This is a genomic window from Bradyrhizobium sp. Pha-3 (assembly GCF_042258615.1).
Lineage (GTDB): Bacteria > Pseudomonadota > Alphaproteobacteria > Rhizobiales > Xanthobacteraceae > Bradyrhizobium.
In genome coordinates this window covers 765564-790259 of the sequence record NZ_CP170152.1, presented here as the reverse complement: position 1 = coordinate 790259, position 24696 = coordinate 765564, and the positions used below count along the sequence as shown (strand labels likewise).

Sequence of the window (24696 nt, the reverse complement as noted above, 5' to 3'; positions counted from 1 at the left end):
CCGGCCCCGTCGCGCCACCGCGCGCGTGCTGGTCGGCGTCCTGGTCGCCCCCGGTGCCGCATCGATCGCCATGCCTGAAACCTTCGCGCGCTGGCGCCGGCTCACGCCACTGGCGACGTGGCTGCCGGTCGAGCTCCGCAAAACGGGCCATGCCGGCATCCTGAGCGGCGTCGCGGCTGCGCTCGACCGCCTCGGCATGACCCCGCGGCAACTGATCCTGCTGGGCGAAGGCCCCCTCGGGCGGCGCATGCTCGAGCTGGCGCTGCGGCACGAGCTGTCCTGCGGCGGCATTGTCGCGATCGGCGTCGCCGCCGACGCATTGCCGTTTCGCATCGTGCCGACGGCAACCGCGATCCGGCTTGTCGTTCATCACACCGACGAAGGGCCGCAAGGCAGTTTGATCGGCAGTTTGCGCGCTGCCGATCTCGACGCACGCATCATCAATCTCGACCTGGCTGCCGGCCGCGGGGCGGAAGCGGCCGCGGCGAGCGCAACTGAAACCTTTGTCCTGGAGCTGGTCGCAACCATCGGCCGCCGGACAACCGATGGAGTTGGCGATCCATGACATCGAAGACCTTCAAGATCGCTTGCGCGTGCCTGGTGGCCGCCGCCGCAATCGGGGCCGGCGCCTATGCCGTGCATCGGCCGGACGTCGCAGCGGACAAGACCCCGGCAGCGGCCCAGTCGAAGTCGACCACGCCCGCCGTTCCGGTGACTGCGGCGAAGGTGCTGCAGCATGACGTGCCGATCGTGCTCGAAGGGCTCGGCACGGTGACGCCGATCAACACCGCCACGATACGCACCCAGGTGCAGGGCACGCTCGACAGCGTCGATTTCGTCGAGGGCAAGCAGGTGAAGCGCGGCGACGTGCTCGCCAAGATCGACCCGCGGGTCTACGAGGCCCAGGTCGACCAGGCCGAGGCCGCGCTGGCGCGCGACGAGGCGAGCCTGAAGAACGCCAGGACCAATCTGGCGCGAACCCAGCCGCTCGCCAATCGCGGCTTTGCGACCCAGCAACTGCTCGACACCCAGGATTCGCAGGTCACGCAGGGCGAAGGCACCGTCGCGCTCGACAAGGCGGCGCTGGAAGCCGCGCAGACCCAGCTGAGCTTCGCCACGATCACCGCGCCGTTCGACGGCGTCACCGGCATCCGCCGCATCGATCCCGGCAACATCGTCCACCCGACCGACACCAACGGGCTCGTGGTTCTCACCCAGCTGCAACCGATCGCGGTGATCTTCACGCTGCCGTCCGGCGAGATCCCGGGCGTGCGGCAGGCGCTGGCGTCCGGAGACGCATCGGTCGACGTCTACGATGCACAGAACAAGCGCAAGCTCGACCACGGCAGCCTGATGCTGATCAACAACCAGGTCGACAGCACGAGCGGCACCGTGCAGCTCAAGGCATCCTTTCCCAATGCCGGCAACACACTGTGGCCCGGCACCTTCGTCAACGTTCATCTGACGATCGCGGTTCGCCACAACGCGCTCACCGTGCCGCTGACGGCGGTGCGCCAGGGGCCGGACGGCAGCTTCGCCTATGTGGTCGGCGCGAACAACGTCGTCGGCATCCGCAATGTCACGACCGGCCAATCGCGCGACGGGCAGGTCCTGATCGAGCAGGGCCTCGCGGCGAACGAGACCGTCGTTACCGCGGGTCAGTACCGGCTCAATCCGGGGACGACGGTCGAGATCGTGCCCGACGACAAGAAAGACCAGGTCCAGGACGCAACCACCGCCAGCGCAGGGATGCTGCCATGAACGTCTCCGCAGGTTTTATCCGCAAGCCCGTCGCCACCGCCTTTCTGGCCATTGCAATCGTGCTGGTCGGCATGATCGCCTTCGTGCGGCTGCCGGTCTCGGCGCTGCCGACGGTGGATACCCCGACCATCCAGGTCACCGCGCAACTGCCCGGCGCCGATCCGCAGACCATGGCCTCCTCGGTCGCGACGCCGCTGGAGCGGCAATTCGGGCAGATCGCAGGCCTGACCGGCATGAGCTCGAGCAGCGGGCTCGGCAACACCCAGATCACGCTGCAATTCGCGCTGAACCGCAGCGTCGATGCGGCCGCGCAGGACGTGCAGACCGCGATCGATGCGGCATCGGGGCAATTGCCCAAGACCATGCCGTCACCGCCGACCTTCCACAAGGTCAATCCGGCCGACGTGCCGGTGCTGCTGATCGCGCTGATGTCGGACACCGAGCCGCTGACCAAGGTCGACGACTATGCCGACAGCATCCTGGCGCAGAAATTGTCGCAGGTGCCGGGCGTCTCGCTCGTCACCATCGGCGGCATGCAAAAGCCCTCGATCCGGGTGCAGGTCAATCCGGCCAAGCTCGCCGCCGCGGGGCTCGATCTCGAGCAATTGCGCACCACGCTCGGCAACATCACCGTGAACCAGCCCAAGGGCGTGCTTTACGGCAGCCAGCAGGCCTATACGCTCGCCACCAACGACCAGGTGCTGGTCGCGAGCAAGTATGACGATCTGATCATCGCCTATCGCAACGGCGCGCCGGTCCGCCTGCGTGATATCGGGCATGCCGTGGTGGCGGCCGAGGACATCACGCTGCATGGCTGGTACAACGACAAGCCCGCCATCATCCTCGCGATCCAGCGCCAGCCCGGCGCCAATGTGATCAGCACGGTGGACGGCATCAAGAAGCTGCTGCCGCAACTGGTGTCGAGCCTGCCGTCCGACATCAAGGTCCAGATCGCCTCCGACCGCACCCAGACCATCCGCGCCAGCGTCGCCGACGTTCAGCTCACATTAGTGCTGACCATTGCGCTGGTGGTCGGTGTGATCTTCCTGTTCCTGCGCAATCTGTGGGCGACCATCATCCCCGCGGTCTCGGTCCCGATCTCGCTGATCGGCACATTCGGCGTGATGTATCTGCTCAACTACAGCCTCGACAATCTGTCGCTGATGGGTCTGTCGATCGCAGTCGGCTTCGTCGTCGACGATGCCATCGTGATGATCGAGAACATCTCGCGGCATATCGAGGAAGGCCTCTCCCCAATGCAGGCCGCGCTGAAGGGCGCCGGCGAGATCGGCTTCACCATCATCTCGATCTCGGTCTCGCTGATCGCGGTGTTCATTCCGCTGCTGCTGATGGGCGGGGTGATCGGCCGCATGTTCCAGGAATTCGCCGTCACGGTGTGCGTCGCCATCGTGGTGTCCGTGATCGTCTCGGTGACGCTGACGCCGATGATGTGCGCCTATCTGCTGTCGCCGCACCAGGGCGCCGAGGCCGGGGCGGTGTCGCGCGCCCTGGAACGCGGCTTCGTTGCGATCCAGGCGGCCTACGAGGCCGTGCTTGCGACGGCGTTGCGCTACAAGGCCACGACACTGTCGATCATGCTGGCAAGCGTCGTTGTGACCGGCCTGCTGTTCGTGGGCATCCCCAAGGGCTTCTTCCCGCAGCAGGACACCGGCATGATCACCGGCATCACCGAGGCCTCGGCGGACATCTCGCCGGCGCAGATGGCGACGCTGCAACGCAGTGTCATCGACGTCATCGCCAGGAATCCCTCGGTCGCCAATGCGACCGGCTATATCGGACCGGGCGGCCCGACCGTGACCGAGAACAACGGCCGCCTGTTCGTGCTGTTGAAGCCGCGCAACGAGCGCAATGCATCCGCCGACCAGGTGATCCGGCAGCTCGACACCGAGTTGCAGAAGATCAAGGGGATGTCGGTGTTCATGCAGGCGACGCAGGACATCAATCTCGCCAGCCGCCTGTCCAAGACGCAGTATCAGTTCACGCTTACAGACGTGAACCAGGACGAGCTCAATCTGTGGGCCGGCAAGCTGTATCAGAAGCTGAAGACGTTGCCGGAACTGGCCGACGTCGCCACCGACCAGGCCAACGCCGCGCGTCAGCTCAAGCTGCAGATCGACCGCGACGCGGCCTCGCGCCTCGGCATCGATCCGGCCGCGGTGGACAACACGCTCTATGATTCATTCGGCCAGCGTCACGTCGCCCAGCTGTTCACGACACTCAACACGTATTACGTGATCCTCGAGGTCGATCCGTCGTTCCAGCTCGGCCCCTATGCGCTCAACCGCATCTATGTCCGCTCGTCCGCAGGCACGATGGTGCCCCTGAGCCAGATCGCGAGCATCGATTACGGCACCGCGCCGCTCTCCGTGAACCACCAGAGCCAGTTTCCGTCGGTCACGTTGAGCTTCAACCTGGCGCCGGGCACGGCGGTAGGAACCGCGGTCGCAGCCGTCCAGAAGGCGACCGCCGACCTGCACGTGCCTTCGACCGTGATCACCAGTTTCCAGGGCAATGCGCAGGCGTTCCAGGCAGCGCTCGCGTCGACGCCGATCCTGATCCTCGCCGCCGTGGTCGCGGTCTATCTGATCCTCGGCATGCTCTATGAGAGCACGATCCATCCGATCACGATTCTCTCGACCCTGCCGTCCGCCGGGCTCGGCGCACTGCTCGCGCTGTGGGCCTTCGGCTTCGGCCTCGACGTGATCGGGCTGGTCGGCATCATCCTGCTGATCGGCATCGTGCAGAAGAACGGCATCATGCTGATCGATTTCGCGCTGGAGGCCGAACGCCACCAGCATCTCCCCGCCGAACAGTCGGTCTACATGGCCTGCAAGGCGCGCTTCCGCCCGATCCTGATGACGACGATGTGCGCGATGCTCGGCGGCGTCCCGCTGATGATCGGCACCGGCACCGGATCTGAGCTGCGTCAGCCGCTCGGCTTTGCCATCGTCGGCGGGCTGATCGTCTCCCAGCTGATGACGCTGTTCACGACGCCTGTCGTGTACATCTATCTCGACGGCTTGACCCAATGGATCAACCGAATGCGCAGCGGCCGTTCGGGTGAGCCTGCGGCCCATCCGACATTGTCGGCCTGAACGTCACCGCGGAGGCGCGCATGGAGATGCGTCACATAGAGATGCGAGCGACGAGCGGAGTGCGCGAGGCCGCGTTGCGGTTCTGGGCGATCCGGACCGCTGCCGCAGTGCTGGGCGAAATCGGAGGCCATGTCGTCGCGGGCAAGGGGAGCCACGTCCTGGCCGCGGCCGGCGTGGTGTCGATCGGAGTCCTTTATGCGCGCGATCGTGAGGGTCGGATCGCCTTCTGGCCGGTGCTGGTCGGTGTCTTGGTCCTCAGCGCTGCATTGGCCCATATGGCGGACCGCTCGCTCGGGATCGGTGATCTTGTCGCCTCCGTCCAGCTGGCGGCGCTGTTCGCGCTCGCCCTGATCGTCTGGGCCCGGGTGGCGGGAACAACGGGATTCCTGTGCGTCGGCTCGGTTCGCGACCAGGCTCCGTTCTGGATCGTGGCGATGCTGGCGCAGGCATTCGCCAGTTCGTTGGCCGATTGGGTGGTGGACCCCGGCCAGACCGGCTCGTCCATCGTGCTCCTTGCCATCGCAATCGGCCTGCCGGCGGTGGCTGCGGCCCGATGGGCCCGGATCGCGCGTCCCGCGCTATTCTGGACCGCATTCGTGTTGACCGGGATCCTCGGCGCGCTATGGGGCGACACGCTGATCCGCCTGATCGGAGCCGGCCACGCGCTCTCCACCTGACCTCAAGTTCCCCTGCGCCGCTGGCCGCGCCACCAGAGGCCGAAGGCGATCGTGACTGCGGCGGCCAGCGAGAACCAGGTGATGGCGTACTGCATGTGATCGTCCTTGAGCCGCACCTTGAGCGGCCCGGGCTTCGGCGTGCCGCTGTCGGGCACCGGCGCCTCGAGGTCGATATAGAACGGCGCGACCTGTCCCCAGCCGAGCGCCTGCGCCATCGCGCGATGATCGCGCACGAACCATAACCGCTTCGGCAGATCTTCCTTCGGCGTCAGCCGGCCCGGCGGCTCGGGAAAGCGGATGTAGCCGGTCAGCTCAACCGGTGCGCCGGTGACGAGGCGGCCGGTGACGCGATCCTCAAAGGCGCGGTCCTGCATCGTGTTCTGGACAAAGCCGGTGTTGATCACAACCGTCTCGCCGCTGGCGAGCTTGGCCGGCAGGAACGCCCAGGTGCCGGGTCCCGCGACATCGTCGCGCACCGCCGAGCCGGAGCTGAAGACCATCGCGTCCGGCTGTTTCGCGTAGGTCGCGGTCAGCGTGACGCGGCGGAATTCATCCCTGGCAGAGGTCACCGTGGGCCACGCCGATGGCGGCGGCAGCGCCTCGGTCGGGGCGGCCAGCCGCTCGTCGAGCGCGGCAATCAGCGCATGCTTTTCGACCCGGCGCTGCAACTGCCAGAAGCCGAGGGCGATGAACACTGCGATCAGGATCAGCGTGAAAATGCCGAAGCCGGCCGCGCTCGGCCGAGTAGAATCTTTTGACGCGTTTTCTTCGCGCGAACCGGTGTTCGCCTCGCTGGAAAACGCTTTGTTCGTCGTGTCGTTCATTTCGGATCGCGCTCGATCAATTGGCCTTCGGCGGCCTTGTGGTGGAATTGCAGCGCGATCAGAAGCGCCTTCATCGAACGCAGCGGCAGGATCGTGGTGACGACGATCAGCGGCAGCCACAACGCGGCGTGAACCCAGAACGGCGGCTGGTACTTCACCTCGACGATCAGCGCCGCCGCGACCACGATGGCGCCGGCCAGCATGATGACGAAGATCGCCGGCCCGTCGCCGGCATCGATGAAGGCGAAGTCGAGGCCGCAGGACTGGCAGCGCGGCGCCAGCGTCAGGAAGCCGGAATAGAGCTTGCCCTTGCCGCAGCGCGGGCAGCGGCAGGCGATGCCGCGCAGCGCGCTTTCGGTCACAGTGGGCGGGGTGTCTGTCATCGGTTCTCTTCAAAAGCAAAGGGGGCGGCCATCGGGCCGCCCCCTCTTAGCACGTCAGCGAGATTAGTGTGCGCCGTGCGCCATCGACTCGGCGCCGTGGCCCCAGACGTAGATGCAGATGAACAGGAACAGCCAGACCACGTCGACGAAGTGCCAGTACCAGGCGGCGAACTCGAAGCCGAGGTGCTGCTTCGGCGTGAAGTGGCCGGCATAGGCGCGGATCAGGCAGACCAGCAGGAAGATGGTGCCGACCAGCACGTGGAAACCATGGAACCCGGTCGCCATGAAGAAGGTCGAGCCGTAGACGTTGCCGCCGAACGAGAACGTCGCATGGGCGTACTCATAGGCCTGCACGCAGGTGAAGCAGGCGCCGAGGATCACAGTGAGGATGAGGCCCTGCTTGAGGCCCTGGCGGTCGTTCTCCAGCAGCGCGTGGTGCGCCCAGGTGACGGTGGTGCCCGAAGTCAGGAGCAGCAGCGTGTTGAGCAGCGGCAGATGCCAGGGATCGAAGGTCTCGATGCCATGCGGCGGCCAGGTGCCGGGCACCGAGCAGGCGCCCATCGCCGTGCCGGCGCCGCAGCCGAACACCGCATCGCGGGTGGCGTGCACGGCATCGGCCGGGAACAGCGCCGAATTGAAGAACGCCCAGAACCAGGCGACGAAGAACATCACTTCGGAGGCGATGAACAGGATCATGCCGTAGCGGTGGCTGATCTGCACCACGCGGGTGTGGTCGCCCTTGTACTGGGCTTCCTTGATCACGTCGCCCCACCAGCTCGCCATGGTGTAGAGCACGCCGATGGTGCCGACGCCGAACACGATCGGCGCGGCGGAGAACATGTGGTGCATCCAGCCGATCGCACCGAGCGCCATGATGAAGGCCGAGACCGAGCCGACCACCGGCCACGGGCTCGGGTCGACGAGATGATAGTCGTGATGCTTGACTTGCGCCTCAGCCATTGCCGTCTCTCCATTCGCGTGCCGCAAGGCACGTCTTAATCTTAAAATTCCAATCTCATCAGCATGATCTTCTCGGAAAACCGGTCCCCACTTTTCCGGATCATGCTCTAGCCGCCCTTGCGCTGCTCCGCCTCGCCCGCAGCCACGGGCTTCGGCGCGGCATCGCGCACGGGGAAGAAGGTGTAGGACAAAGTGATGTTCTTCAGCGTGTCGTTCTCGCTGTCCTTGGCCAGCGCGGGATCGACATAGAACACCACGGCCATCTCGCGCTTCTCGCCCGGTGCCATGGTCTGTTCGGTGAAGCAGAAGCAGTTGATCTTCTGGAAGTAGGCGCCGACCGTCAGCGGCGCGACGTTGTAGGCGGCTTGTCCGGTCGTGGTGCGCGCCGACTGGTTGGTCACGGTGTAATAGACCGTGACAACCTGGCCGATCTTGACGTCGATCGTGTTCTGCTCGGCCTCGAACTTCCAGGGCAGGCCCGGCGCGACGTTGGAATCGAAACTGACCGAAATGGTGCGCGCGAGCGGCGCATCCGTCGGCACCGAGGTCGCCACCTGGGTGGTGCCGTTGAAGCCGGTGGTACGGCAGAACCAGTTGTAGAACGGCACGGCGGCGTAGGACGCGCCGACCATCAACACCACGACGAAGCCACAGATCGAGGCGACAATGGCGTCGCGCGTCAGCACGCGGCGCGTAACTTTCGCGCCCTTGGCTTGCGGAGCCTGCGGTGCACCCTGGTTTGCCATCTCAGTCACAGCGGCCGCACCAGCACGGCCGGCCCCTTGACGAGAGTGACGGCGAAGAACAGCACGACCATGACGCCGAGCGCGAGCGCAATGGCGATCGAGCGCTGGCGGCGGCTCTTGAGCTGCGCCTCGGTGAGGACGATTCCTTCTGGTTCGCGTTTCTCGTCCATTGCTATCCCCTGCGCCCCCATCTTGCCCCCCGGCGTCCCTACCCGATGAAGACAGGAAGGATCGCGCGGACGACGACCTCGGCGAGGAGGACGGCAAACAGCGCGAACAGATAGAGGATCGAGAAGGCGAACAGCCGGCGCGTGGCGCGGTTGGCGGCAACACCCTCACGGCGGCGATAGACCTCGATGGCGAGCCACAGCATGCCGGCGCCCAAAACCAGCGAGGTGACGCCGTAGATCGCATCGAAATAGCCGAGCGGCCACGGCGCCAGCGCGATTGCGACCAGCACGATGGTGTAGAGCAGGATCTGCAGCCGGGTCGCGTCGGGACCGGCGACCACCGGCAGCATCGGAATGCCGGCGCGCGCATAGTCGTCGCTGCGGAACAGCGCCAGCGCCCAGAAGTGCGGCGGGGTCCAGAAGAAGATAATCAGGAACAGCAGGATCGGCTCGACCGAGAGCGAGCCGGTCGCGGCTGCCCATGCCACCACGGGGGGCAGCGCGCCGGCGGCGCCGCCGATCACGATGTTCTGCGCGGTCCAGCGCTTCAGCAACATCGTGTAGATCACGGCATAGAAGAAAATGGTGAAGGCAAGCAGCCCACCCGCCACCCAGTTGACCAGGATGCCGAGCGTCATCACCGAGAAGAAGGCGAGCGTCAGGCCGAAGGCGGCGGCCTCGGCTGGGGTGATCCGGCCGCGCGGGATCGGCCGGTTCGCGGTGCGCGACATCAAGGCGTCGACGTCGCTCTCATAGGCCATGTTGAGCGCGCCGGAGGCGCCGGCACCGACCGCGATGCAGAGGATCGAGGTGAACGCCAGCACCGGATGGACATGCACCGGCGCGATCATCAGCCCGACCAGCGCGGTGAAGATCACCAGCGACATCACGCGCGGCTTCAACAGCGCGATGTAGTCGCCCACTTCGGCCTCGGAAATCCGGGGCAGCTCGATGGCGTTGTGATCGACAACCGACAAGATCAGGTCTCACTTCTCTCAAAAGGCGCGGCGCACCCAGGGTGCGCCGCGTTGTTCTGGACTTACTGCACGCGGGGCAGCACTTCGAACTGGTGGAACGGCGGCGGCGAGGTCAGCGTCCACTCCAGCGTGGTCGCACCCGCACCCCACGGATTGTTCGCGGCCTGCTCCTTGCGGACGAAGGCATCGATCACGCCGTAGATGAAGATCAAGACGCCGACGCCGGAGATGTAGGAGCCCCAGGACGAGATCAGGTTCCAGCCGGCGAACGCGTCCGGATAGTCGACGTAGCGGCGCGGCATGCCCGACAGGCCGAGGAAGTGCTGCGGGAAGAACACCAGGTTGACGCCGATGAAGGTGAACCAGAAGTGCGCCTTGGCGATCCGCTCCGAGTACATGTAGCCGAACATCTTCGGGAACCAGTAATACCAGCCGGCGAAGATGCCGAACACGGCGCCGAGCGACAGCACGTAGTGGAAGTGGGCCACCACGTAATAGGTGTCCTGCAGCACGCGATCGACGCCGGCATTGGCCAGCACGACGCCGGTGACGCCGCCGACGGTGAACAGGAAGATGAAGCCGATCGCCCAGATCATCGGCGCCTTGAACTCGATCGAGCCGCCCCACATCGTGGCGATCCAGGAGAAGATCTTCACGCCGGTCGGCACCGCGATCACCATCGTGGCGGCGACGAAGTAGGCCTGCGTCGCCGACGACATGCCGACGGTGTACATGTGGTGCGCCCACACCACGAAGCCGATGCCGCCGATCGCGACCATGGCGTAGGCCATGCCGAGATAGCCGAACACGGGCTTGCGCGAGAAGGTGGAGACGATCTGGCTGACCATGCCGAAGGCCGGCAGGATCAGGATGTACACTTCGGGATGGCCGAAGAACCAGAACAGATGCTGGAACAGCACGGGATCGCCGCCGCCGTCAGCCGCAAAGAAGGCGGTGCCGAAATTGCGGTCGGTCAGCAGCATGGTGATCGCACCGGCGAGCACCGGCAGCGACAACAGCAGCAGGAACACGGTCACCAGGATCGACCACACGAACAGCGGCATCTTGTGCAGGGTCATGCCCGGCGCGCGCATGTTGAAGATCGTGGTGATGAAGTTGATGGCGCCGAGGATCGACGAGGCACCGGCGAGATGCAGCGACAGGATCGCGAAATCGACCGCAGGTCCCGGATGGCCCGAGGTCGACAGCGGCGCGTACATGGTCCAGCCCGCACCGACGCCGTTGGCGCCCGGCTCGCCCTCGACGAAGGTGGACAGCACGAGCAGCGCGAACGAGGCCGGCAGCAGCCAGAACGAGATGTTGTTCATGCGCGGGAACGCCATGTCCGGCGCGCCGATCATCAGCGGCACCATCCAGTTGCCGAACCCGCCGATCATCGCCGGCATGACCATGAAGAAGATCATGATCAGACCGTGCGAGGTCACGAACACGTTATAGGTGTGCGTTTCGTGGAATATCTGGACGCCCGGGTACATCAACTCGGCGCGGATCGCGATCGACATCGCAGCGCCGATGATGCCCGCGATCACCGCAAAGATAAGGTACATGGTACCGATATCCTTGTGGTTCGTGGAGTAGAGATAGCGCCGCCATCCGGTCGGATGGTGGGCGTGATCATCATGGGCGTGATCGTCGTGTGTCGCTGCGCCTGTCGCCATGTTCAAAATCCTGCCTTGCAGTCCCTCTTGGACCTTGCGGTCCCATCGCCCTTATTCAATCCGCGCCGCAAGCCTTGGGGCCTTAACCCTTGGGGCTTACTGCGCCGCCTGACCAGCCGAGGCGTAGGAATTCGCCGGATTGGTCGCAAACTTCTTCTTGGCCCCTTCAACCCAGGCCGCGAATTCCTGGTCGCTGACGACCCGCACCGCGATCGGCATAAAGGCATGGTCCTTGCCGCACAGTTCCGAGCACTGGCCGTAGAACACGCCGGTCTTGGTGGCCTTGAACCAGCTCTCGTTCAGGCGGCCGGGGACCGAGTCGATCTTCACGCCGAAGGACGGCACCGCAAAGGAGTGGATCACATCGGCGCCGGTGGTCTGGATCCGCACCACCTTGTTGACCGGGACGACCATTTCGTTGTCGACGCCGAGCAGCCGGGGCTGCTTGTCCTTGTCGAGCAGCGAGTCGAACTCGAACTTGCCGTTATCCGGGTAGGCGTAGGACCAATACCACTGCTTGCCGGTGACCTTCACGGTGAGGTCCGGCTTCGGCACGTCGAGCTCCAGGAACAGGAGGCGGAACGACGGCACCGCGATACCGACCAGGATCAGGACCGGGATCAGCGTCCAGGCCACTTCGATCAGGGTGCTGTGGGTGGTCTTGGAGGGGACCGGGTTGGCCTTGGCGTTGAACTTCACCACCACGATGACGAGCAGCGCCAGCACGAACAGGGTGATGACGGTGATCAGCACCAGCAGGAAATTGTGAAACCAGATGATGTTTTCCATCACCGGGGTCGCGGCTTCCTGCAGCGTGTGCTCCCACGGCGCCGGCTGCCCCATTTCGGCGAAGGCCGATCCCGCGGCGACTGACGCCACACCCGCCACCGCCAACCCCAGCAATTGCCTGCCCAACCGGCCAATCGACATCTTCATGCCGTTCGCGCTCCCTTGCATTATTCCCCAACGCACCCCCGGCACGTGACCGGAGATACAGCACGATCCGCCCTGACAAATGGCCTTCCGGACATACCCGTCTCTGAGTCAAGGTGGGTACGGGAGCCAGATCGCTAGAACGCGTCGAAATCCAGCCTCTCAAACCATAATTCGCAGGCGCTCGCAATGCAGTAGTACGGCCGAAGGCCATGCGCGTGCGATGAAGCTGCCGCTTGCGAATTTTCCCGCAAAATCAAGCGAAAGTCGACGAAACAACGCCGCGCACTGTTGACAGGGGGATTACCGGATGTACGCACAGACCGGATGACCCGCAGGAACCTGATTCGCTGCGGGCTGCCCCAATCCGGCGCGGGAATGGCTTCAAGATCGCCTTCAAGGCGCCCAATTGCGGTATCAGTCGACTGATGCGTGCTACCCGGCGGCCTCGACGGCCGGGCCGACCGAACAATCAAAGGATCGACCCCGGATGGGCGCTTCGAAAATTCAGGCAGGACGAAAGGCCGGCTGGCTCGGCGGCCTGCTGATTCTGGCCCTTTCTCTCGGCCTGACCCAGCCGGCGAACGCGCAGGGCGCGGTACGCTCGGTCCATGGCGACTGGCAGATCCGCTGCGACACCCCTCCGGGCGCCCAGGCCGAGCAATGCGCGCTGATCCAGAGCGTGGTAGCCGAAGACCGCTCCAATGCCGGCCTGACCGTGATCGTGCTGAAGACCGCCGACCAGAAGAGCCGCCTGATGCGCGTGGTCGCCCCGCTCGGCGTGCTGCTGCCCTCCGGCCTCGGCCTCAAGCTCGACAACCAGGACGTCGGCCGCGCCGGTTTTGTCCGCTGCCTGCCCAATGGCTGCGTCGCCGAGGTCGTGATGGATGACAAGCTGCTCGGGCAGTTGAAGAACGCCAAGACCGCGACATTCATCATCTTCGAGACCCCGGAAGAGGGGATCGGCTTTCCGCTCAGCCTGAACGGCCTGGCGGAGGGGTATGACAAATTGCCGTAGCTAAAGCATCGGCGCTAGACCCGCCGATCCTCCCTTCTCAAATGAAATCCGCCGCGACCCGCAAACACACCTTCTCGAGACGTTTGTTGAGAGTGGCGAGCTTAGCGGTGAACGCGATCAACTCGTTCCTGTTGAATTCCTCGAACACAAACTTCCTGATCGCGCTGTGTTGTTCGGCGAGGCTCGCCATGTGCTTCCACGTTTTCTCGGTCAACGACATTTGAACTACCCTGGCATCGGTCGGCGACGACGCGCGGCGCAGCAGGCCTTTCTGTTCCAGGAGCTTTGAATGGGTGGTCACGAACGACGGATCGACGTGGAGCAATTTCGAGACCACATTGACCGGCACGCCGCCGTCCTTGTCGAGGTCCGAGACGGCAATCAGGATCATCCATTGCGGACCGCTTATGCCGAGCGTCTTGCTCCAGATCTGGCGGAGTTCCTTCAAATGACTATTGATGGAGGAGATCTCCAACGTAAAGCGCTTGATGATGTCCAGATCTTCGATAGTGCGCAGGCGCATCGCGTCCTTCCTCCTCGGTGACACAGCTTCCCTTCCTCTCGCCGCTGACAGCTTCACGCCGCCTTGGTTCTCGTTGCCTCTACGGTGAGCACGCCCATCCGATTGCCGGACCGCCGGATGATGTTGCATCGGCGAGATACGCTGTCGGAGGGGATCGCCTCTCCGCCTCCGTGCATCTAAACCTCCAAAGGCTTGCTTCCACCGGACGCTTCGAGCGCTTGACGCAACCGCGTTTCGAGCTCGTCGAGTAGGAACAGGCTGACATCGTCGACGGATGAGTGTCCCTTCGCGAACGGCTGCTCGAGCAGCCGGATGAGGTAGAGGGCGTAGACGAACATGTAACTGATGAAGCCGAACAGAATGGCGATCGCAGGGTCTCCTTCGGTCTTCAGCAGCAGCAGGAGAACCACGATCGAGATGACCAGCGTCTGCACCAGCACGTGTACGGACGGCACGAATTCGACCCGCTGGATCTGGTAGATGCGCAGCGCCGACCGGCGGAGCACGTCTTGCGTCGTGCGTAAACGCACGACGAAATTCGCGGCCATTCCCATGCCTTCGAGCCGCCCGAAGATCGGCGTCAGTTTGGCGATCTCCTCCAGGACCGGCGGAATTTCCTTGTGGCCGCTTTCGTGTCCGAGCCCCGCTCTCAGTTTGTCGATCGTCGCGATCAGGATCGATCGGGGCTCGGCGACGTCGAATTCGGGCTTCTCGACCGCGAAGGCGTGCAGGTCGCCGTCGATTGCCTCGATCGACGTCCGAATATCGGCAGGAATCCGCTCCGCTTCCTTGTAGTCGGCGAGAATGCTCGAAAGGAGGAAGCCTATGATGAAGACCGCCCCACCGATGCCGCTGGTAAACAGGCTGTTGAGCTCGAGAAGCTCAAGACCAAAATAATGCACGGCGGCCTTCACGCCGCCGAGCAGCAGCACGACGACGGCGACCATGAAGAAGAGACGGAATTTCTTCCGGAAGCCGACGTCAGCTCCGCCGAAGTGCAGATGTCCGATGAGTGACCGGGCCATTTATGTTTCCTTTCTCGACTTTCCCTTGACGACGAAGCTGCGGCCGTTCCAGGCCGGCCGCTGGACGCCGGCGTCGTCGAAGACCTCGATGCCCGCAATCCCTCCGTCGTTGGTGAGCTTGCCCGCGACGACCAGCAGCGTGTTGCGGTTGGCCTCCCGCTCTGCGCGCGTCTTGGCGAGACTTTCCCGAGCGGAGAGGATGTTGCCCTGATTTTGGTCGAACACCGGGATCGGCACCGTCACCGAGAGGCGCACGACGTCGTCGTTGGTCTCGTTGAAATGACGCGCGACTCGCAAGGTGACGGCCGGCGAATGCGACACGGCCGTCAGCCAAGGGCTGAACAGCAATGCCATCGCGCACGCGAAACGCGCGGCGCACTTGAGCAACATGATGAAAACCTGACGAAAGACTGATTCAGGGCGCGAGGTGCCCAGCGGTCATCTTCAGGTCAGGAACTTTGGCGGAGGAGGATCGATTCCGGGCGCAAGGCCACGACGCCCGATTTGACGCACGGCGATCAGCTTCACCGTGGGCATCGCGTCACCAGCGCCGATCGCCGGGGCGGGGACTGACACGGAAAAGCAGCCGTGGCAGTGGTCGTCCGCAATCACGCCCTTCTCGGAATGACCGGGGGCGCCCTTGTCAGCGACTGAAACGACGGCATCGCGCGGCACGTTGGCCACGTTCAGATCGTGCAGCCCGTGCAGCACGCCGCCCAACAGGTAGATCGTGAGCGCAAACAACGCCAGCGCTACGCGCAAACTGCGCGGCAGAGCGAAGCAGAAGTGCGATACAGTCGACGTCACGAATCTTGTTTCCGGTGCAAGAACGAGCGATCTGTAACACGCAGTCCCAGCGCGTGTCGATCCGCAATAATGTTACACCCGTGACTGTTCTCCAAAAGCGCGTCCCCGTCGGAGATCTGCACGGTGTCGTCGGCATCCGAGGTGAACCGCAAGCACTAGAGCAAGATGCCCATCACGAGCAGGTCGCCATAGACGCCATCGACGCAAACGTCGTCGCGCAGGCGGCCTTCGAGTTCAAAGCCGACCTTCCGGTACAGCGCGACGGCATTGGCGTTCTCGGCTCGCACCGTCAGCTCGACGCGGTGAAATCCGAACCGCTTTGACGCGGCCAACGCTCGCTCGATCAGCCTCAATCCGAGCCCCTGCCCCCTGAAGGCCGGCAGCAGGCCCATCCCGAGCACGCCGACATGGGCGTGGATCGGCCTCGCCTTGGGCCTCACGTCGCACCAGCCGACCACTTCGTCATCGGCGAGAGCGACGAGTTGCGGAAAGCCATTCTCGATGTTGTCGCGAATGAACGCCCGCGTTGCGTCGATCGGTGGCGCTTCAAGAAACGACAGATGGCGCCGCTCGCGCGCGACGATATCGAGCGTGCGGTGGAAACCCCCGGCATGCTCTTCGCGGATCGGAACGATTTCGACGGTGCTCATGGTCCCGCCACCGTATTGGGCGTCGCGGCGCCAGGCAAATCCGGCTCACCGCCCGCCACCCGCATAATAATCGAACAGCCCGCCCGCCTCCGCGGACAGCCAGTCGGCTTCGCCCGTCATGTAGCCCTCGACCTGTCCGGTAATGCCGATCAGGAATGAGATCGGCATGCCGTAGAGCGCGAACGGCGTGTCGACCTCGTCGGCGTCGACGCGCGAGACCAGACCGCCCGGATCGAAGCCGATCGCAAGGTGGCGAAGCTTGACCTGCTTGACGTAAGGCGCCACCAGCGACCGGTTGCGATCGGTGCTGATGGCGACGACCGCAAGGTCGCTGCGGCCGCTGGCGGCGAGGCGATCCAGCATCGGCAGCTCGGTCCGGCACGCCGCGCACCAGGTGGCCCAGAAGTTCACCAGCACCAGTCTGCCCTTGAACGCGGTGAGGTCGAGCGCGCCGCCGGCGAGCGCCGGTATCGCCACCGGCGGCACCGGGCGGGCGCCCTGAACCAGCGTGAACTGGTGCCGGATGGTGCCGAATGGCGGCGGTCCCGACGCTGCGCGCGCCCGTGCTGCCGGCATCGCGAGCGCGGCGCCGGCGCCGATCATGCCGGCGACGACAGCGCGGCGGGTGGGCACGCGAACAGAAGTCATGTCGGTTTCTCCGCTTGCGTTGACGGCCAGACCGCTCACGACCGGATGTAAGACCAGCCGGCTTCCTGCAATTCGATGATGCGTCCGGGGCCATTCGGCACCAGATCGACATTGTCGAGCAGGACCAGCGGATGTCCCTCTGCGCGCTCCATGCCGAGCTTGGTGGCTTCGCAGACCACGAAGCGGATGTCCGGCGTGAGCCCCCGCACCACCCGCAACAGGTCCTTCACCGGCGAGGTATCGGCGCGCAGCATGTGGACGCCGGCATTGTAGGCGACGACCTCGATCTCGAACGGCTCGTTGCGCTCCCGATAATATTTCGGGAGGTTGAGCGCGGTCGAGATCAGCGCCCGCATCGTGGTCGGATCGTCGCTGTTGATCGGCAGCACCACATGGTGCACGCGCGGCTCGGGCTTCTTCGCCTCCGGTTTGGACACCGCCGCGACCGAACCGGTGAGCAACAATGTCACGGCGAACGGCACCGCGAAGGCCAGCGCGAGCCCCGCGGCCAGCGTCAGGATGCGGCGAGAGACGCGCATCGCACCCACCTCACGGTGCGCTCGGGACCAGGGCGAACTGGCTGCGCTTGGCGTAGGCGACGATCGCGCTCAGCGCCAGCAGCACCAGGGCGGGCACCGGCGAGCCGCCGATCACGAACAGATGCGTGAGCGTGGCGCCGACCATGATGCAGCTCAGCAGCAGGCCGCCGAAGGCTGCGACCGGCGACACCAGGATCAGGATCGCGCCGAGCAGCTCCAGCGATCCGGTGAGATAGCGGAACCACTGGCCGAGCCCGATATGCTCGAATTCCTCGACCAGCATCGGCACGCCATAGAGCTTGGCGGCGCCGGCGGCGGCAAAGGCCAGCGCGAGTAATCCCCTGACGACCCACAGCGTGACGGATTTCCAGCGCGACGGCGCTGCGGCAACGGCAACTGACATGGACGACTCCCCAAATGACCGCGCGGCCACCCGCCCATTCGGCGACCGGCCCACGGCTTTCGATGCACTAAATTCGGGAGTAAGATGAAAAGAACAAGTAGGATGCTTTTTGTGAGGTAGTATGAAAAAACTGACTATTGAGCCCGCCGAGCCTCCGGCGGCATCCGAGCCGTGCAACGGCGACCTGTCGGCGCAATTTCACCGGGCTTTGTCGGTGCTGGCCGGGAAATGGAAGGGTGACATCCTCTGGCAACTGGTCGAGCGCAAGCGCCGGTTCGGCGAATTGCGGCAGGCGATCCCCGGCGTGACCCAGCATATGCTGACCACCCAGCTGCGCGATCTCGAGGCCAACGGCCTGGTCAAGCGCACGGTCTATCCCGAGGTGCCGCCGCGGGTTGAGTATGAGATGACGCCGTCGGCCAAGGCACTCAAACCGGTGTTCGACGAGCTGTACCGGTGGGCGCAGGAGCATGGTTTTCCGACCTCGGCACAGGGCGCTGCCGCCGGCGCGCAGCCGAAGCCGGCACCGCAATCGAGCGAGGCCGACGAGCCGGAAAGCCAGCCGCGGCAAGCGGATCGGCGCGCGCGGTGATGACGACAAGGTGAGGATCCCGGGGGGCGGCCGTGATCGGCGGCATGGCCGCAGGCACTCCCGGTTTGCCACCCCAAACACTATCTTGAGGAATCGCCGTCCAGGCCCGAACCGGGACCGGCACAGGTTTCCGGGTTGTAAGGTGAGTTTTCCGCTCGTCTCTGCTTCAATCGCCCGAAATTCCTGATGCGGGTTCCGCACTGGCAATCAGTTGCGCTTCAGGCAAGGATGACCAGGAATCGCCAAGGACTCGCACTGCGTCGGAGTGACCATGACCAATCCCGCCACCACCTCCCTGCTCGACCGCGCCAATCTGGACCGCGATGCCGTCCGCCGCGAGGTGTCTCGCGGACTTGAAGGCGCCGACGACGGCGAGCTGTTCCTGGAGTTCGGGCAGACCGAGGCGCTGGTGTTCGACAATGGAAGGCTGAAGCAGGCGACCTATGACACCTCGCAGGGTTTTGGCCTGCGCGCCGTCAAGGACGACGCGGTCGGCTATGCGCATTCCTCCGACGTCTCGATCCCGGCGCTGATCCGCGCCGCGGACGCGGTGGCGGCGGTGCGCGGCGGCTATGCCGGGACGTTCGCCGCGGCGCCGGCCCACACCAATGTCAGGCTCTATGGCGACGAGAACCCGCTGGATGGCCCGGCGTTCGAGGCCAAGGTCAAACTGCTCGGCGAGATCGACGCCTATGTCAGGGACAAGGACCCGCGGGTGCGGCAGGTCTCGGCCAGCCTCACCGCGACCTGGCAGGTGGTGGAGATCCTGCGGCCCGACGGCGAGAGCTATCGCGACATTCGCCCGCTGGTGCGCGTCAATATTTCCGTGGTCGCCGGCCAGGGCGACCGGCAGGAGAGCGGCAGCAAGGGCTATGGCGGCCGCGAGGGCTATGCGCGCTTCATCGAGACCAAGGCCTGGCGCGATGCCGCCGACGGCGCGCTGCGCGAGGCACTGGTCAATCTCGAATCGGTGCCGGCGCCCGCCGGTGAGATGGACGTCGTGTTAGGAGCCGGCTGGCCCGGCGTGATGCTGCATGAGGCCGTCGGCCACGGGCTCGAGGGCGACTTCAACCGCAAGCAGACCTCGGCCTTCGCCGGCCTGATGGGCCAGCAGGTCGCAGCCAAGGGCGTCACCGTGGTCGATGACGGCACCATGGCGTCGCGCCGTGGCTCGCTCTCGATCGACGACGAGGGCACGCCGACCAACCGCACCGTGCTGATCGAGGACGGTGTCCTGGTCGGCTACATGCAGGACCGCCAGAACGCCCGGCTGATGGGCATGAAGCCGACCGGCAACGGTCGCCGGCAGAGCTATGCCCATGTGCCGATGCCGCGCATGACCAACACCTACATGCTGTCGGGCGACCGGGACCCGGCCGAGATCATCGCCTCGGTGAAGAACGGCATGTATGCCGCCAATTTCGGCGGCGGCCAGGTCGACATCACCTCGGGCAAATACGTGTTCCAGTGCACCGAGGCCTACAAGATCGAGAACGGCAAGCTCGGCGCGCCGCTGAAGGGCGCCATGCTGATCGGCAATGGACCGACCGATCTCCACAGGATCACCATGATCGGCAACGATCTTGCGCTCGATACGGGAATCGGCACCTGCGGCAAGAACGGCCAGGGTGTGCCGGTCGGCGTCGGCCAGCCGACGCTGCGGATGGAACGGATTACGGTCGGAGGAACAGGCTAGTGAGCAGCGGAAACGAAGTCGTGGCGGCCAAGCCGACCAGCTGGCGCGGGCAGGCCGTGCAACTCGCCGCGATCGTGGCCGTCGTGTTCCTCGCCAAGGGCGCGATCGCCGAGCCGTTCTACGTGCCGTCGGGATCGATGGAACCGACGCTCTTGATCGGCGACGCGCTGGTCGCCTCGAAATTTCCCTATGGCTACGGCGCGGCGTCGCTGCCGATCCAGATCACGCTGCCGGAGACCGGCCGGGTGTTCGGCGAGACGCCGAAGCGCGGCGACGTCGTCGTGTTCCGCTGGCCGGGCGACCGCTCGCAGGCCTGGGTCAAGCGCGTGGTCGGGCTGCCCGGCGATCGCATCCAGATGCGGCAGGGCCAGCTCTTCATCAACGATCATCCGGCGGCCTTGAAGCCCGACGGCACCGGCTTTGCCGAGGACGATCGCGGCGGCGGCGAGGACGCCTACCGTTATATCGAGACGCTGCCGAACGGCGTCAGCCACGCGATCTTCAAGATCCGCGACAATGGAAGACTCGACAACACGGCCGAGGTGACGGTGCCCGCAGGCAATTTGTTCGTGCTCGGCGATAACAGGGACAATTCGGCCGACAGCCGCGTGCCGGTGCGCGACGGTGGTGTCGGCCTGTTGCCGATCGACAATCTGATCGGCCGCGCCGATGCGGTGGTCGGCTCCTGGGACATGGGCATCCGCAGCCAGCCGGTCTGGACCTGGCTCTCCGGCTTCCGCCTCGCACGGTTCTTCACCTCGGTGCAGTGAGTTCGGACGGACCCGTAGCCCCGTTGGCTCCATCCGGGCTACATTCTTTATGAGATGATCGCCGTGACCTTCGACGACATCAGGCACATCGCACTGGCGTGGCCGGAGGTCGAGGACGGCTCCTCCTACGGCACACCGGCGCTGAAGGTGCGCAAGAAGATGCTGGTGCGGCTCAAGGAAGACGGCGCCAGCCTGGTGATGCCGGGCGTGCCGCCGGACGAGCGCGACATGCTGGTCGAGAGCCAGCCGAAAGTGTTCTACTTCACCGATCACTACCGCGATTATCCGACCATGCTGATCCGCCTGTCGAAGGCCAAGCGCGCGACCGTCGAGCCGCTGCTGCGCCGGCACTGGCGCACGCTGGCATCGAAGAAGGCAGTCAGGGAATATGACGCGACCGTTCCGTCGTGACGCAAGGCGAATTCCTCACAGCGGCGCTGCGCAACCCGGCCAATCGAGCGATAACGGACGAGCTGCATCGCCTTGCCCTGCCCGATGCGTGGCTGGTGTCCGGCTGCCTGGTGCAGACCGCGTGGAATGTGCTGACCAGCCGGCCGCTCGATCACGGCATCAGCGACTACGACATCTTCTATTTCGATCCGGATACGTCATGGGAGGCCGAGGACGCCGTGATCCGCGACCTCAAGGCGCGGCTCGGCCCTCTCGGGGTTGCGATCGAGGCGCGCAACCAGGCCCGCGTCCATCTCTGGTATCCCGGCAAGCATGGCTTGCCCTACCCCGCGCTGTCGCGCTCGAGCGACGGCATCGATCGCTTCCTCACCGCGACCACGCAGATCGGCATCCGCCGCTGCACCAACGGCTACGACGTCTATGCGCCGAACGGCTTCGGCGATATCGCCGGCATGATCGTACGGCCGAACCGGACCGCGAATTTTTCCGCGGCGAACTATGCGAAGAAGGCGGCGCGGTGGAAGGCGCTGTGGCCGGAGATCACGGTACTGGCGGCGGAGTAGAGACTTCGTAGCCCGGATGGAGCGAAGCGAAATCCGGGGCAGACGCATCCGCGGTAAGATCGTTCCCGGATTGCGCTTCGCTCCATCCGGGCTACGGACCCGTTGCGCGTCAGCGCACCACGCCCGACGTGAACCCCGCCTTGCGGCGCGGCGGCTTGATCTCCTTTTTCAGGAAGCAATGCGCGTCGCGGCCGGCATAGCCGGGCCGGGCGTAGGTCCAGGCGCGGCACTTGTTGTCGGCGGTGCAGGCGGCCTGGCAGGCCTCGTCACCGTCGCTGCTCTTCAGTTCGAAATTCTTGTAGTCGCCGCCGAGGCGGTCGATCGAGGTTTCGATAGCGCCGTTGCGCGGTTCGACCACGCCCGCGCCACGCACCCCGGAGACGCAGCAGACGTCCTGCACCCGCGCCGGCACGGTGTTCTTCAGCCAGCACACCGCGCCATTATTGGCGTCGGTCGGATAGTTGAAGCTCCAGGCGCGGCAGCGGCGGTCGCGCTCGCAGGTGAGCGCACAATCGGCGGGATCGCCTGATGTCACCGGCGCATTCAGATAGTCGCCGCCGGGACGGTCGAAATTGGTCTGCGCCAATGCCGGGCGTGCAACGAAAGCGGCCGCAAGAACCGCGAACATCACCATCCACGCCCTAAAAAGGCGACCTATCCCCATGAGATTGCTTTCAAATTCGCACAGCCCCGCGCACTCCGCGGGGCGTTATTTGAACGCCATGAACCTGTACGGCTGATGAACGGCGGGTGCGACACCACCGCCGTCCGCGCGCGTGCCTCGCCCGAATTCGGGCCGAGCGGGGATTAGAAGGCGTACTCTTGATAGGCCGGTTCCACCGAGCCCTTCCACGGGCCGTTGAACTTCTCCAGCATCTCCTCCGCCGGCGAGCGGCCGGTCTCGATGATGCGCTCAAGCGGTTCGAGGAAGCGGCTCTCGTCGCGTCCGAGATGATCGATCCGGCCGCGCCGCCGCAATCCGGCATGCGACAGGATCAGGCACTCCTTGGCGATCTCGAACAGATAGCGGTCCTTGATCCGCGACTTGAAGCCGAAACGCGGCACGTCGTCGCGCAGCGCCTGCCGTTCCGGCGCGGTCCAGTGCCGGACGATGTCCCAGGCGGCATCGAGGCTGTCATTATCGTAGAGCAGCCCGACCCAGAACGCCGGCAGCGCCGGCAGCCGGCCCCACGGCACGCCGTCGGCACCGCGCATCTCGAGGTAACGCTTCAGCCGCACCTCGGGGAAGATCGTCGACAGGTGATTGGCCCAGTCCGACAGGGTCGGGCGCTCGCCGGGGAGGATCTTGTTCTTGCCGGCGAAGAAATCCCGGAACGACGAGCCGGAGACGTCGATATACTCCTCGCCGCGCTTGACGAAATACATCGGAACGTCGAGCGCGTAATCGACATAGCGCTCGAAACCCATGCCGTCTTCGAACGCGAACGGAATCATGCCGCTTCTAGCATTGTCGGTGTCGCGCCAGATCTCGGAGCGGAACGACAGGAAGCCGTTGGGCTTGCCTTCGGTGAATGGCGAGTTGGCGAACAAGGCGGTCGCGATCGGTTGCAACGCAAGCGACACCCGCAGCTTCTTCACCATGTCGGCTTCGGAGGAGAAGTCGAGATTGGTCTGCACCGTGCAGGTCCGGAACATCATGTCGAGGCCGTATTTGCCGACCTTCGGCATGTAGTTCGACATGATCTTGTAGCGGCCCTTGGGCATCGCCGGGATCTGCGCCCGCGACCAGGACGGCGTCATGCCGAGACCGAGGAAGCCGATGCCGAGCGGGGTTGCGATCTCCCGCACCTGCGCCAGATGCGCCATCAATTCCGACTGCGTCTGATGCACGTTCTCGACCGGCGCGCCCGACAATTCGAACTGTCCGCCCGGCTCGAGCGAAATCGCGCCGCCGCCGGTGACATCATAGAGCCCGATGATGTTGCCGCGCTCCATGATCGGCTCCCAGCCGAGCAAGAGCTTCATGCCCTCGAGCAGCGCGCCGATGCCCTTCGCGCCGTCATAGGGCACGGGCTGACGGCCCTCGAGCGTGAAGGGGGTCTTCTCGTGCTCGGTGCCGATCCGGAATTCGGACTCGGGCTTCACGCCGGCTTCAATCCACGCCACGAGTTCGTCGCGCGATTGCAGCGGCGTCATGTCGATCTGGTCACGCGCCATAGAAAATCCAACTCAAGGGCGCTTCGATCGAAGGCGCGCGGTGGCAGGGACATCCGTAGGCCACAACGGCCGCGGATGATGGGATCAGGAGTATCATCGGGCAGGCACGCCGTCTCGCGCCGGCGCGGCCTTGGTATCGCTCTTTGCATCGACCTTGGCGTCGCTTTTGGCGTCGTCGCAGGAGCAGCCCAGACGGTCGAGCAGACCGCACAGCCTGGCCGCGTCGGCATCGGACAATTTCGAGCCGACATGCTTGTCGATCGCCGAGGAATAGGCGCTCCACATCTTCTTCTGGAGCTCGCGACCGGCCTCGGTGATCTCGACGAACTGGCCGCGCTTGTCGATCTTGCACTCGCGCCGGGCGGCAAGCCCCTCGTCGACCAGCTTGTCGATCAGCCGCGAGGTCGAATATTGCGGAATCAGCATCTGGCGCTCGAGCTCGACCGGGCGCAGTTCGCCCGACGGCGCGCGCGACAGCTCGAGCAAGGCGTCATACCAGGCGAGCGGCGGAAAGCCGGCCTTCTTCAAATCCTGCTCGACGCAGTCCAGCACCCGGCTCGGCACCCGCATCAGGCGGATCCAGGCGGCCGTCGCCTCGCTCGATAGCTTGCGTTTCATCGTCTAGCCCATAAGGTCCCGGAACCCAG

28 protein-coding genes and 1 pseudogene are annotated in these 24696 nt (G+C 65.0%); 10 read left to right on the top strand and 19 right to left on the bottom strand.

What is annotated here, in order from left to right:
• Positions 1-25 precede the first annotated feature (25 nt).
• From ACE10Z_RS03685 to ACE10Z_RS03670, 4 genes are read left to right on the top strand one after another with little or no spacing between them, the layout of a single operon-like run.
• The gene (locus ACE10Z_RS03685; protein ID WP_375786724.1) at positions 26-565 is read left to right on the top strand and encodes a hypothetical protein; all 540 of its coding nucleotides are present in this window, start codon (positions 26-28) and stop codon (positions 563-565) included.
• Positions 562-1761 (top strand): efflux RND transporter periplasmic adaptor subunit, encoded by a 1200-nt coding sequence (locus ACE10Z_RS03680; protein WP_375786723.1) that lies wholly within the window; start codon positions 562-564, stop codon positions 1759-1761. The genes ACE10Z_RS03685 and ACE10Z_RS03680 overlap by 4 nt, the downstream gene beginning before the upstream one ends.
• Positions 1758-4877 carry an efflux RND transporter permease subunit gene (locus tag ACE10Z_RS03675; RefSeq protein WP_375786722.1) on the top strand — a complete coding sequence of 1040 codons (3120 nt, stop codon included), beginning with the start codon at positions 1758-1760 and terminating at the stop codon, positions 4875-4877. The genes ACE10Z_RS03680 and ACE10Z_RS03675 overlap by 4 nt, the downstream gene beginning before the upstream one ends.
• 20 nt (positions 4878-4897) lie before the next feature.
• Complete coding sequence (locus tag ACE10Z_RS03670) at positions 4898-5554, top strand: hypothetical protein (RefSeq protein ID WP_375786721.1); 657 nt, start codon at positions 4898-4900, stop codon at positions 5552-5554.
• Positions 5555-5556: 2 nt separating this feature from the next.
• Here ACE10Z_RS03670 and ACE10Z_RS03665 read toward each other — a convergent pair whose 3' ends face one another.
• From ACE10Z_RS03665 to coxB, 8 genes are all read right to left on the bottom strand, one after another.
• A complete protein-coding gene (locus tag ACE10Z_RS03665) occupies positions 5557-6378 on the bottom strand; it encodes an SURF1 family protein (RefSeq protein ID WP_375786720.1) in 822 nt (273 codons plus the stop codon).
• Complete coding sequence (locus ACE10Z_RS03660) at positions 6375-6761, bottom strand: DUF983 domain-containing protein (protein WP_375786719.1); 387 nt, start codon at positions 6759-6761, stop codon at positions 6375-6377. The genes ACE10Z_RS03665 and ACE10Z_RS03660 overlap by 4 nt, the downstream gene beginning before the upstream one ends.
• A 63-nt stretch (positions 6762-6824) precedes the next feature.
• Entirely contained in the window at positions 6825-7721 is an 897-nt protein-coding gene (locus ACE10Z_RS03655; RefSeq protein ID WP_092119134.1) for a cytochrome c oxidase subunit 3, read from the bottom strand.
• A 107-nt stretch (positions 7722-7828) separates the two neighbouring features.
• Complete coding sequence (locus tag ACE10Z_RS03650; protein ID WP_097676615.1) at positions 7829-8467, bottom strand: cytochrome c oxidase assembly protein; 639 nt, start codon at positions 8465-8467, stop codon at positions 7829-7831.
• A gap of 5 nt (positions 8468-8472) precedes the next feature.
• Complete coding sequence (locus ACE10Z_RS03645; RefSeq protein ID WP_176528844.1) at positions 8473-8637, bottom strand: CoxF protein; 165 nt, start codon at positions 8635-8637, stop codon at positions 8473-8475.
• Between the two features lie 38 nt (positions 8638-8675).
• Positions 8676-9614: a heme o synthase gene (locus tag ACE10Z_RS03640; RefSeq protein ID WP_375786718.1), complete on the bottom strand. Its 939-nt coding sequence runs from the start codon at positions 9612-9614 to the stop codon at positions 8676-8678.
• A 62-nt stretch (positions 9615-9676) separates the two neighbouring features.
• Positions 9677-11293, bottom strand: coding sequence for a cytochrome c oxidase subunit I (gene ctaD, locus ACE10Z_RS03635; protein WP_375786717.1), 1617 nt, complete (start codon positions 11291-11293; stop codon positions 9677-9679).
• 96 nt (positions 11294-11389) lie between these two features.
• Complete coding sequence (gene coxB / locus ACE10Z_RS03630; RefSeq protein ID WP_375786716.1) at positions 11390-12229, bottom strand: cytochrome c oxidase subunit II; 840 nt, start codon at positions 12227-12229, stop codon at positions 11390-11392.
• 487 nt (positions 12230-12716) lie between these two features.
• Between coxB and ACE10Z_RS03625 the strand changes: the two genes are divergently transcribed.
• A complete protein-coding gene (locus tag ACE10Z_RS03625) occupies positions 12717-13244 on the top strand; it encodes an invasion associated locus B family protein (RefSeq protein ID WP_097676619.1) in 528 nt (175 codons plus the stop codon).
• Between the two features lie 37 nt (positions 13245-13281).
• Here the strand turns inward: ACE10Z_RS03625 and ACE10Z_RS03620 are convergent, their stop codons facing one another.
• From ACE10Z_RS03620 to ACE10Z_RS03585, 8 genes and pseudogenes are all read right to left on the bottom strand, one after another.
• The gene (locus tag ACE10Z_RS03620) at positions 13282-13791 is read right to left on the bottom strand and encodes a MarR family winged helix-turn-helix transcriptional regulator (protein WP_375790094.1); all 510 of its coding nucleotides are present in this window, start codon (positions 13789-13791) and stop codon (positions 13282-13284) included.
• A gap of 152 nt (positions 13792-13943) precedes the next feature.
• Positions 13944-14792 (bottom strand): hypothetical protein, encoded by an 849-nt coding sequence (locus tag ACE10Z_RS03615; RefSeq protein WP_375786715.1) that lies wholly within the window; start codon positions 14790-14792, stop codon positions 13944-13946.
• Positions 14793-14909: 117 nt separating this feature from the next.
• Positions 14910-15077 (bottom strand): annotated as a pseudogene (locus tag ACE10Z_RS03610) (TolC family protein); the annotation flags it as partial.
• 159 nt (positions 15078-15236) lie between these two features.
• The gene (locus ACE10Z_RS03605; RefSeq protein ID WP_375786714.1) at positions 15237-15599 is read right to left on the bottom strand and encodes a hypothetical protein; all 363 of its coding nucleotides are present in this window, start codon (positions 15597-15599) and stop codon (positions 15237-15239) included.
• A gap of 155 nt (positions 15600-15754) precedes the next feature.
• Complete coding sequence (locus ACE10Z_RS03600; RefSeq protein WP_375786713.1) at positions 15755-16249, bottom strand: GNAT family N-acetyltransferase; 495 nt, start codon at positions 16247-16249, stop codon at positions 15755-15757.
• A 45-nt stretch (positions 16250-16294) separates the two neighbouring features.
• Entirely contained in the window at positions 16295-16897 is a 603-nt protein-coding gene (locus tag ACE10Z_RS03595) for a TlpA family protein disulfide reductase (RefSeq protein ID WP_375786712.1), read from the bottom strand.
• A gap of 35 nt (positions 16898-16932) precedes the next feature.
• Positions 16933-17436, bottom strand: coding sequence for a hypothetical protein (locus tag ACE10Z_RS03590; RefSeq protein WP_375786711.1), 504 nt, complete (start codon positions 17434-17436; stop codon positions 16933-16935).
• 10 nt (positions 17437-17446) lie between these two features.
• Positions 17447-17839: a DoxX family protein gene (locus ACE10Z_RS03585; protein WP_375786710.1), complete on the bottom strand. Its 393-nt coding sequence runs from the start codon at positions 17837-17839 to the stop codon at positions 17447-17449.
• A 121-nt stretch (positions 17840-17960) separates the two neighbouring features.
• Between ACE10Z_RS03585 and ACE10Z_RS03580 the strand changes: the two genes are divergently transcribed.
• The 5 genes from ACE10Z_RS03580 (at position 17961) to ACE10Z_RS03560 (ending at position 21871) form a co-directional block, all read left to right on the top strand.
• Entirely contained in the window at positions 17961-18431 is a 471-nt protein-coding gene (locus ACE10Z_RS03580) for a winged helix-turn-helix transcriptional regulator (protein ID WP_375786709.1), read from the top strand.
• A gap of 271 nt (positions 18432-18702) precedes the next feature.
• A complete protein-coding gene (tldD, locus tag ACE10Z_RS03575; protein ID WP_092119161.1) occupies positions 18703-20127 on the top strand; it encodes a metalloprotease TldD in 1425 nt (474 codons plus the stop codon).
• Entirely contained in the window at positions 20127-20897 is a 771-nt protein-coding gene (lepB, locus tag ACE10Z_RS03570; protein WP_092119164.1) for a signal peptidase I, read from the top strand. Before tldD ends, lepB begins: the two co-directional genes overlap by 1 nt.
• 63 nt (positions 20898-20960) lie before the next feature.
• A complete protein-coding gene (locus ACE10Z_RS03565; RefSeq protein ID WP_375786708.1) occupies positions 20961-21308 on the top strand; it encodes an MmcQ/YjbR family DNA-binding protein in 348 nt (115 codons plus the stop codon).
• A complete protein-coding gene (locus ACE10Z_RS03560; protein ID WP_375786707.1) occupies positions 21305-21871 on the top strand; it encodes a nucleotidyltransferase family protein in 567 nt (188 codons plus the stop codon). The genes ACE10Z_RS03565 and ACE10Z_RS03560 overlap by 4 nt, the downstream gene beginning before the upstream one ends.
• A gap of 109 nt (positions 21872-21980) precedes the next feature.
• On the opposite strand, the gene ACE10Z_RS03555 is transcribed toward ACE10Z_RS03560, so the two are convergent.
• The 3 genes from ACE10Z_RS03555 to ACE10Z_RS03545 all read right to left on the bottom strand — a co-directional run bounded on the left by ACE10Z_RS03555 (position 21981) and on the right by ACE10Z_RS03545 (position 24667).
• Positions 21981-22535 carry a PAN domain-containing protein gene (locus ACE10Z_RS03555; protein WP_375786706.1) on the bottom strand — a complete coding sequence of 185 codons (555 nt, stop codon included), beginning with the start codon at positions 22533-22535 and terminating at the stop codon, positions 21981-21983.
• A gap of 143 nt (positions 22536-22678) precedes the next feature.
• On the bottom strand, positions 22679-24049 hold the full coding sequence (locus ACE10Z_RS03550; protein WP_375786705.1) for a glutamate--cysteine ligase: 1371 nt from the start codon (positions 24047-24049) through the stop codon (positions 22679-22681).
• Between the two features lie 93 nt (positions 24050-24142).
• A complete protein-coding gene (locus ACE10Z_RS03545) occupies positions 24143-24667 on the bottom strand; it encodes a MarR family winged helix-turn-helix transcriptional regulator (protein ID WP_375786704.1) in 525 nt (174 codons plus the stop codon).
• Between the last annotated feature and the right edge of the window lie 29 nt (positions 24668-24696).

Excerpts from the sequence above, each read along its gene's own strand:
- ACE10Z_RS03680 (WP_375786723.1), top strand. The coding sequence starts at position 562 with ATGACATCGAAGACCTTCAAGATCGCTTGCGCGTGCCTGGTGGCCGCC.
- ACE10Z_RS03675 (WP_375786722.1), top strand. The coding sequence starts at position 1,758 with ATGAACGTCTCCGCAGGTTTTATCCGCAAGCCCGTCGCCACCGCCTTT.
- ACE10Z_RS03670 (WP_375786721.1), top strand. The coding sequence starts at position 4,898 with ATGGAGATGCGTCACATAGAGATGCGAGCGACGAGCGGAGTGCGCGAG.
- ACE10Z_RS03665 (WP_375786720.1), bottom strand. The coding sequence starts at position 6,378 with ATGAACGACACGACGAACAAAGCGTTTTCCAGCGAGGCGAACACCGGT.
- ACE10Z_RS03660 (WP_375786719.1), bottom strand. The coding sequence starts at position 6,761 with ATGACAGACACCCCGCCCACTGTGACCGAAAGCGCGCTGCGCGGCATC.
- ACE10Z_RS03655 (WP_092119134.1), bottom strand. The coding sequence starts at position 7,721 with ATGGCTGAGGCGCAAGTCAAGCATCACGACTATCATCTCGTCGACCCG.
- ACE10Z_RS03650 (WP_097676615.1), bottom strand. The coding sequence starts at position 8,467 with ATGGCAAACCAGGGTGCACCGCAGGCTCCGCAAGCCAAGGGCGCGAAA.
- ACE10Z_RS03645 (WP_176528844.1), bottom strand. The coding sequence starts at position 8,637 with ATGGACGAGAAACGCGAACCAGAAGGAATCGTCCTCACCGAGGCGCAG.
- ctaD (WP_375786717.1), bottom strand. The coding sequence starts at position 11,293 with ATGGCGACAGGCGCAGCGACACACGACGATCACGCCCATGATGATCAC.
- coxB (WP_375786716.1), bottom strand. The coding sequence starts at position 12,229 with ATGAAGATGTCGATTGGCCGGTTGGGCAGGCAATTGCTGGGGTTGGCG.
- ACE10Z_RS03625 (WP_097676619.1), top strand. The coding sequence starts at position 12,717 with ATGGGCGCTTCGAAAATTCAGGCAGGACGAAAGGCCGGCTGGCTCGGC.
- ACE10Z_RS03615 (WP_375786715.1), bottom strand. The coding sequence starts at position 14,792 with ATGGCCCGGTCACTCATCGGACATCTGCACTTCGGCGGAGCTGACGTC.
- ACE10Z_RS03600 (WP_375786713.1), bottom strand. The coding sequence starts at position 16,249 with ATGAGCACCGTCGAAATCGTTCCGATCCGCGAAGAGCATGCCGGGGGT.
- ACE10Z_RS03595 (WP_375786712.1), bottom strand. The coding sequence starts at position 16,897 with ATGACTTCTGTTCGCGTGCCCACCCGCCGCGCTGTCGTCGCCGGCATG.
- ACE10Z_RS03590 (WP_375786711.1), bottom strand. The coding sequence starts at position 17,436 with ATGCGCGTCTCTCGCCGCATCCTGACGCTGGCCGCGGGGCTCGCGCTG.
- ACE10Z_RS03585 (WP_375786710.1), bottom strand. The coding sequence starts at position 17,839 with ATGTCAGTTGCCGTTGCCGCAGCGCCGTCGCGCTGGAAATCCGTCACG.
- ACE10Z_RS03580 (WP_375786709.1), top strand. The coding sequence starts at position 17,961 with ATGAAAAAACTGACTATTGAGCCCGCCGAGCCTCCGGCGGCATCCGAG.
- tldD (WP_092119161.1), top strand. The coding sequence starts at position 18,703 with ATGACCAATCCCGCCACCACCTCCCTGCTCGACCGCGCCAATCTGGAC.
- ACE10Z_RS03555 (WP_375786706.1), bottom strand. The coding sequence starts at position 22,535 with ATGGGGATAGGTCGCCTTTTTAGGGCGTGGATGGTGATGTTCGCGGTT.
- ACE10Z_RS03550 (WP_375786705.1), bottom strand. The coding sequence starts at position 24,049 with ATGGCGCGTGACCAGATCGACATGACGCCGCTGCAATCGCGCGACGAA.
- ACE10Z_RS03545 (WP_375786704.1), bottom strand. The coding sequence starts at position 24,667 with ATGAAACGCAAGCTATCGAGCGAGGCGACGGCCGCCTGGATCCGCCTG.